At 35.8% G+C, this 7,100-nt stretch carries 4 protein-coding genes; 1 reads left to right on the top strand and 3 read right to left on the bottom strand.

The genetic code is table 11. The features are described from left to right. The coding region (locus tag Q5O30_RS10875; protein ID WP_302674705.1) for a M15 family metallopeptidase at positions 1 to 1,328 on the top strand (1,328 nt) is incomplete at its 5' end. A gap of 190 nt (positions 1,329 to 1,518) precedes the next feature. Here the strand turns inward: Q5O30_RS10875 and Q5O30_RS10870 are convergent. From Q5O30_RS10870 to trpS, 3 genes are all read right to left on the bottom strand, one after another. Beyond that, the gene (locus Q5O30_RS10870) at positions 1,519 to 5,043 is read right to left on the bottom strand and encodes a CARDB domain-containing protein (RefSeq protein WP_021953772.1); all 3,525 of its coding nucleotides are present in this window, start codon (positions 5,041 to 5,043) and stop codon (positions 1,519 to 1,521) included. Positions 5,044 to 5,359: 316 nt separating this feature from the next. After that, a complete protein-coding gene (locus Q5O30_RS10865; RefSeq protein WP_021953771.1) occupies positions 5,360 to 6,043 on the bottom strand; it encodes a YjjG family noncanonical pyrimidine nucleotidase in 684 nt (227 codons plus the stop codon). After that, complete coding sequence (trpS, locus tag Q5O30_RS10860) at positions 6,043 to 7,047, bottom strand: tryptophan--tRNA ligase (RefSeq protein WP_021953770.1); 1,005 nt, start codon at positions 7,045 to 7,047, stop codon at positions 6,043 to 6,045. The genes Q5O30_RS10865 and trpS overlap by 1 nt, the downstream gene beginning before the upstream one ends. Positions 7,048 to 7,100 lie beyond the last annotated feature (53 nt).

Here is a 7,100-nt window from a genome sequence, read left to right as displayed (position 1 = left end):
GGAGTGTAAAAAATAGTGATTATGAATACTTTATGATATACCGTTCCATTACACCGGATGGTGAATATGATTATTATGATACTGTATATACTACTCATTTCACAGATTACAACCCTTATACCCAGGTTACATATTATTATAAAATAGTTACTGTTAAATACGATGATAATTATGAAGATGTGTACAGCGAACCGGCATTTGCTCATGCTACTATTCCCCTTAATACAACATACATTAAGTCGGTAAAGCCGGTTAAATTTCACGGATTGCAGGTTACTTTCAGTATTTCTGATGATGCAGAGGGCTATGGTTTGTATCGAAGCGATGCTCCAAATGGCACCTACACTTTAATTAAAAGTATTAAAAATGACCGGTATTATTTCTACGATTTTACAACAGTGCTTTCTTTTACTGACAAAAACCTGACTGTTGGCAAAACCTACTATTACAAGGTAAGACCTTATGTAACATATCTTGGCACAACCTATTATGGTTCATTTTCAGGCTATAAATATGGTCAGGCAACAATTGATGCCACCCGCATTACCAAAGCTGTTTCTAAGAAAAAGTCTACCAATACACTGACATGGAAAAAGCTTTCTGATGCAGACGGCTATATTGTATATTACTCAACTAAATATAATGGAAAGTACAAAAAGTTAAAAACCATTTCAAATAAAAACACTACAAGTCTCACCCATAAAAAATTAAAAAACGGTGTTGCATACTTCTATAAGGTCTATGGTTATAAAAAGCTTTCCGGAAAAAATCTTATTAGCGTTGAGCCTTCAATTTATGAGAAATATTGTGATTATTTTACATATGCCAACGAATCCTACGAAAGTCGTATTCACAGACTGTTTGGGAACAGTAAAAATACATGGTATTCTACAGCTTCAAAAGCAGGTAAAAACATGAAGGAAGTAAAAATCAAGGTTTGGGATGTAAATTCAAAAGGCAAAAAGTTTACCCGTACATTCTACGTCAGAGTTCATAAAAACCTCGCTCCATCTGTTAAGCAGATGTTTAAGGAAATCTACAAATCCAAAGAAAGATTTCCTATTCATGACATAGGTTGCTATAACTGGCGTGGAAAGGGTTCTGCATCAGAACACTGCATTGGAACTGCTTTTGATATTAATTCAAATGAAAACTATATGATAGACAACGGACAGGTTTTAGCCGGTTCCTTCTGGAAGCCTAAAAAAAGCAGATACTCCATACCTTTAAAATGTAAGTTAGTTTCTATCCTTAATAAATACGGATTCAGCCGTGGTTTCTGGGGTAACCGTAAAGATTATATGCACTTTTCATACCTGGGAACGTGATATTTATCTTAGAAGAATTTCAGGCAGTTGGATTATGAATTTTTCATTTTCCAACTGCCTATTTTTTCATTTTGCTTGCCAATAAAACTTATCTCTATTTTACGATTACATTATTCCAATTATAGCAAAAATGGTTTGAAGCTTTTTAAGGCTCCAAACCATTTTCTTTATTATTTCATTATTTACTGTTTTACCAGTTGCAGTTTGTCTTTGTAACTGTACAATCAGGACATCCGCTTAATCCATACATTGACTGAACTCCCGGATTGTTTACGTTAACATTGTCAAAGTTGAATGAACCTACAACAGGTCCCTGTCCCTGCTCTGCACGAATGTTAAACTTAATACCGTATCTTCCCGGATTATTAATTGTAATATCCTTGAAGTTTACATTGCTCATTGTATGAAGAGCACTTCCTGAGTACATTGTCTGAATCATAATACCGAAGTATGTAGGATCATTAATATCAATGTTGCTCATTGTGATGTTCTTAAGTTCCTTATCACCTGAGTATACCCATATAGCACCGAAGTTCTGATAATCATTAATATGGTCATCTGAACCAACGCTTGTCCAGTAATCTCCACCACATCTGTCCATTGTGATTCCATCAACATATGTCATCTTGCTTCCAAATCCATATGCCTGGTATCCAAATGAATAGCTGTTAATTGTAAGACCAGGGTATGTAAGTGTATCTGCTGCATAGAGGTTCTTGAATGTGTTGTCTTCACCACCATAAATAGCAAACGCTGCTGCTCTTCTTACACAAACTGCTGTCAGGTTAGAGTAAGCATTTCCTGTGTTAATGCTTCCGCCTGCATCAGCTGCACTAAATAATGCGAATGAGTCATCACCTGTACCTCTTGCGTAACAGTTACTAATTACGTTGTAGTTTGAACCGTTTGTCATGTTAATACCATCGGCTAATGTGTTCTTCATACGGCAATTTGTGAATGTGTTGTATGAAGCATTCTGTCCCCAATATAAACATGTAAAATGTTCAATCCAAACATTATCAACTGTAATATGATTTACTCCTGCTGCTGTATTAATGAACTTACCTTCCGGTCCGTCACTTCTGTTTCTTCTCTTACTCCAAGCAGATAATTCACGAATCTTTGTTCCGTCTGTTCCACTCTGGATTGAAAAACCTGCACTACCATTTGATCCTGCAGGAACGAGTTTTGTATACCACATTCCGGCACCTACAATATCAAGTGCTTTTCCGTATAATGTAATCTGACCTGTCATTGTCCATTCACCTGCCGGGATATAAACACCTGTATACGTGCTGCTCATACGTGCTGCGTTTACAGCTGCTTCTAATGTCTGATAATTTGAAGCATCTAAGTACTTGCTTGGATCCGGATTTTCTAATGGTGCTGCAACCTTTTCAAATTCTACCATATCGCAGTATACCCACTCAACATCATCAGAATCTTTCTGAATCTTAAGTTTAGTTCCTGCTGGATATGTCTTGTCTAAAAGAAGCTGTCCATCATCATATAACCAATATGCTGTATCTCCACTGTCACTGTATCCTAACTGACCAAGTGATGAAGGTGAACCCATATGATATGAATAATCTGTTGTAAGATTAATTTTACCAATCTTTGTATTGTCAGCGTATACACTTACTGTTCCGTTTGTTCCCTTTGGAATAGAAGCACGAAGAACAATTGCATTTGTTGCTGATGGAAGTGTAAACTCAACATATTCTCCATTTGAATCAAGTAATACTGCTGAACGTCCTGAAGCTTCACCGGCATAATCTGCAAGTTTTCTGTTTGGTGCAAGTCTTGTACCTGTTGTCTTGTTGCTTAAAGCTTCTGCTTCAACTGTAACGAATGGCATGTTTGCTCCACGTCCTACATACAATGAAGAAGAAACTGTATTGTTTTTCTGTTTAACGTCAAGCTCTCCGCTATCAGCTGTTACAGAAGTTTCAATTGTGTATTTACCATCAGCTGCTGTCCATTTTCCCAAATCTGTTGTAATGCTTTCGCCTACATTAATCTTTCCTGAAACAACACTTGATAATGTCTTAACAACACTTCCGTTTTCATCTTTAATTTTAACTGTAAATGTTCTGTTTGAATCAGCTGTGTTCTGATTTCCCTTGTTAGATACAGTTACTGTAAAGTCAACTTCATCACCAATACCAGGGTTTGAAGGTGACCATGAAGCTATAGGAACAATATCTACGCTCTCTACTTCCTTAACAGTTACCTTACCTGACATTGCAAGTGAATTATTGTCTTCTCTCTTTTCGATAACCTGATTGTCTTCATCAACAACTGCTGATATATCATATTCACCTGCATCAAGGTTTCCTGCATTAAATCTGATTGTTGTGCTTTCTCCTGCCGCTAAAGCCTTAACATCTGATGTACCAATCTTCTTGTCGTCCTGATAGAATGTAATAGTTGAAGCCTTTGAGCTTAATGTTCCTCTGTTCTTAACTACAGCTGAAAGAATAAGGTCTTCATTTTCATAAAGAGATGTTTTGTTAGCTGTTAATCCTGTAATAACAAAGTCAGGGTTATCAGCCGGAATACCGTATACTTCTACTTCAGCTGCCTGTCCACCGCCTGCACCTGTATTAGATACAAACTTAAGCTGAACATCTGATGCCTTTCCTGTTACAGGAATTTTAATCTGATTTCCTGATATAGGATCAAACTTGTAATCTGCTGCTGCAACTAATGTTGTATATTCTGTAGCATACTGTGTATGACCTAACACTTCAATTTTCTGTGTTCTTGCGCCCCATGCACTGCTTGGATTTAACTTAACAACAATGTATGAAAGTGTAGCATCAGCACCTAAATCAACTGATAATGTCTGATTAACACCTGAACCTTCCCAATATGTATCTGTGTTTCCATCAAATGCATTAGCTGCAACGAATGTATGAACTGTAGATGATGCTGTTCCTGTCTTTCCCTTGGAAAGATTTGTAATTTCATCAGGATCATCCGGATCAGGATTTACAGGTGTTTCTGATGAAGGTTCCTCTGTAGGCTTCTCTGTAGGTGCTATCGTTGGCTTAGGAGTTGAACTTTCTGCCGGAACAATTGCATGGTTCCAATCATAGCTGACTTCCTTATATGAGCTGTTTGTAACAGACAAAATGCTGTCATATAAATAACTATGTCCCTGAGCATTACTCATCATAATGTTCTTGTAAAGATAATCTGCAAGTTTGTAAATTGTAAGAGACTTTGCATTACTATATATATATGAGCCATTTTTAAGCTGTGCATATGCTCTTACATAAATTTTTGCATTATAAAATGCTGCCGATGCACTATCTCCAAACTTCATTGTCATTACATAACTCTGGTCTGAGGAATCCTTACCATAATTAATATCACTTTTTCCGGTAATGCTGGCACTACTGTTAATAATGTTGCCACCTACATTACCAATTACCAAATCAGTATCAGCGTTGCTTACACTATCGCCAATACCATAAATAAGTCCAACCTTAGCTGAACCATCGCTGTTTACAGCGACCTGTGATTTTGAATCACTTAATGTGTAAATAGTTCTGTAACCTTCCACTATAGAACTAATCTGGTATCCGTTAATACTAATTGAAGCATTATCATCTGCTGCCTTAGCTATTCTGGGATAACCTGCCATAGGCTGAACAATAGTTACTGCCGTTAACACTATTGCTAATGCCCGTCTTAAAATTTTTCTCATTAATAACCCTCTCTTTCATTTTTTATAACCAAATTCCTCCCAATTAAGGATTTGTGTTCAATATTATAACATTTAACGTTAAACCTTTCCACATTTTTTGTTATTATGAACATAATAAAAAGGGGTTTATGTATATTTTTGTGAAATATGCACGTTTTTAATTCTTTTAATTGTTTATTTTTTAGTCATTATTTTGTAATCGTTTTTGTTCAGTAGAACAAATTCCTTTATTTATTCAATTTTAATCAAACTAAATAAAAAGCCTATATGGGTTTCCACCTGTAGTGTAACTGCCAATATAAGCTTTTATATAAATTCATTCTGTTATTATACCATCAATTTCATCAAGGCTATGTATTTCACGCCAGATGCTTACTCCAAGAGTATTCTTCTGACTTTTCGGGTTATACCAGATATTTTTAATTCCGGCATTTTCTCCACCTAACATATCCGATGTAAGGCTGTCTCCTACTATTACTGTCTCCTCTTTCTTTATACCGGGCATTTCCTTAAAACACAGTTCAAAGAATCGTGCATCAGGCTTATTAACTCCTAACTTTTCCGAAATAAAAATCTTCTTAAAATACGTTGCTAACTTTGCCTTTTCTATACGGCTGTCCTGAACTACAGCTGTTCCGTTGGATACAATGTACAAATTATACTTTTTGCAAAGCTCTTTCACCGTCTCTAATGCCCCATCTATAAAGAAACTTTGATTTCCCAGACATTTCTTGTATATTTCATTTGCCTTTTCGCCTGAATATGAAACTCCAAGTTCATTAAAAAGCATATTGAATCTGCCTATCAAAACCTCCTGACGGGTTATTTCCTTACGTTCAAGCCTCTTCCAATGTAAGTCATTTATAGCGCTGTATCTTTTAACATTTTCGGAAGTGGGCTCAATGCCAATTTTCTTAAATGTTTCCGCTATTGCCACATTTTCACATTTAGTAAAATCCAGAATAGTTTCATCTAAATCCATTAAAATATTTCTTATCATTATCTAATTTTCTCTGTAAGTCCGACTTTCTTTTGAACTTTTCTTAATGTTTTATTTGCAAAATAAGCTGCCTTCTCATCATTTTCCTTGATTACGGATTCGAGATATTTCTTCTCTTTCTGTAATTCATAGAATCTGTCCTGTAATGGTTTTAATCTGCTAACAACAGTTTCACCTACTGCTAATTTGAAATCACCATATCCTTTTCCTTCAAATTCCTTTTCGACTTCTTCTATTGTCTTGTTGGTTATGCAGGAATAAATATTAATAAGATTCTGTATTCCCGGCTTGTCATCTGAATAACGGATGTCCATATCAGAATCAGTAACTGCTCTCTTAAATTTACGGATAATTGTATCAGGATCATCCATAAGCAAAATACTGGCATTTGGATTTTCATCGGATTTTGACATTTTCTTTGTCGGATCCTGAAGGCTCATAATCTTAGCTGTTGACTTTCCAATATAAGCTTCCGGAATGGTAAACACATCACCGTAGATTCCGTTAAATCTGTTAGCAATATCTCTTGTAATCTCTAAGTGCTGTTTCTGGTCAACACCTACCGGAACAACATCTGCCTGATATAACAATATATCTGCTGCCATAAGTGACGGATATGTAAATAAACCCGCATTAATGTTATCTGCATGCTTAGCTGCCTTATCCTTAAACTGAGTCATTCGGTTTAGTTCACCCATGTATGTGAAACAATTAAGAATCCATGCAAGTTCTGCATGAGCTGAAACATGGGACTGAAAATAAATGCAGTTCTTTTCAGGATCAAGACCTGCGGCAACATATAATGTATATAAGTCCTTAGCTCTCTTTCTAAGTTCAGTCGGATTCTGCCTAACTGTTAAAGAATGTAAATCTGCTATGGCATAAAAACATTCATATTCATCTGCTAATTTAATCCAGTTATCCAACGCTCCAAGGTAATTTCCTAATGTAAGTGTACCTGTTGACTGCATGGCACTGTATAATACTTTCTTATCTCCTATCATTTTATCTCTCCTCTAACTTGTCTTTTTCTTTATAATAATATCACTAATTTAAC

This window comes from Eubacterium sp. CAG:161, from assembly GCF_000432355.1.
GTDB lineage: Bacteria > Bacillota > Clostridia > Lachnospirales > Lachnospiraceae > Eubacterium_G > Eubacterium_G segne.
This window is presented reverse-complemented; position numbering and strand designations above follow the sequence as displayed.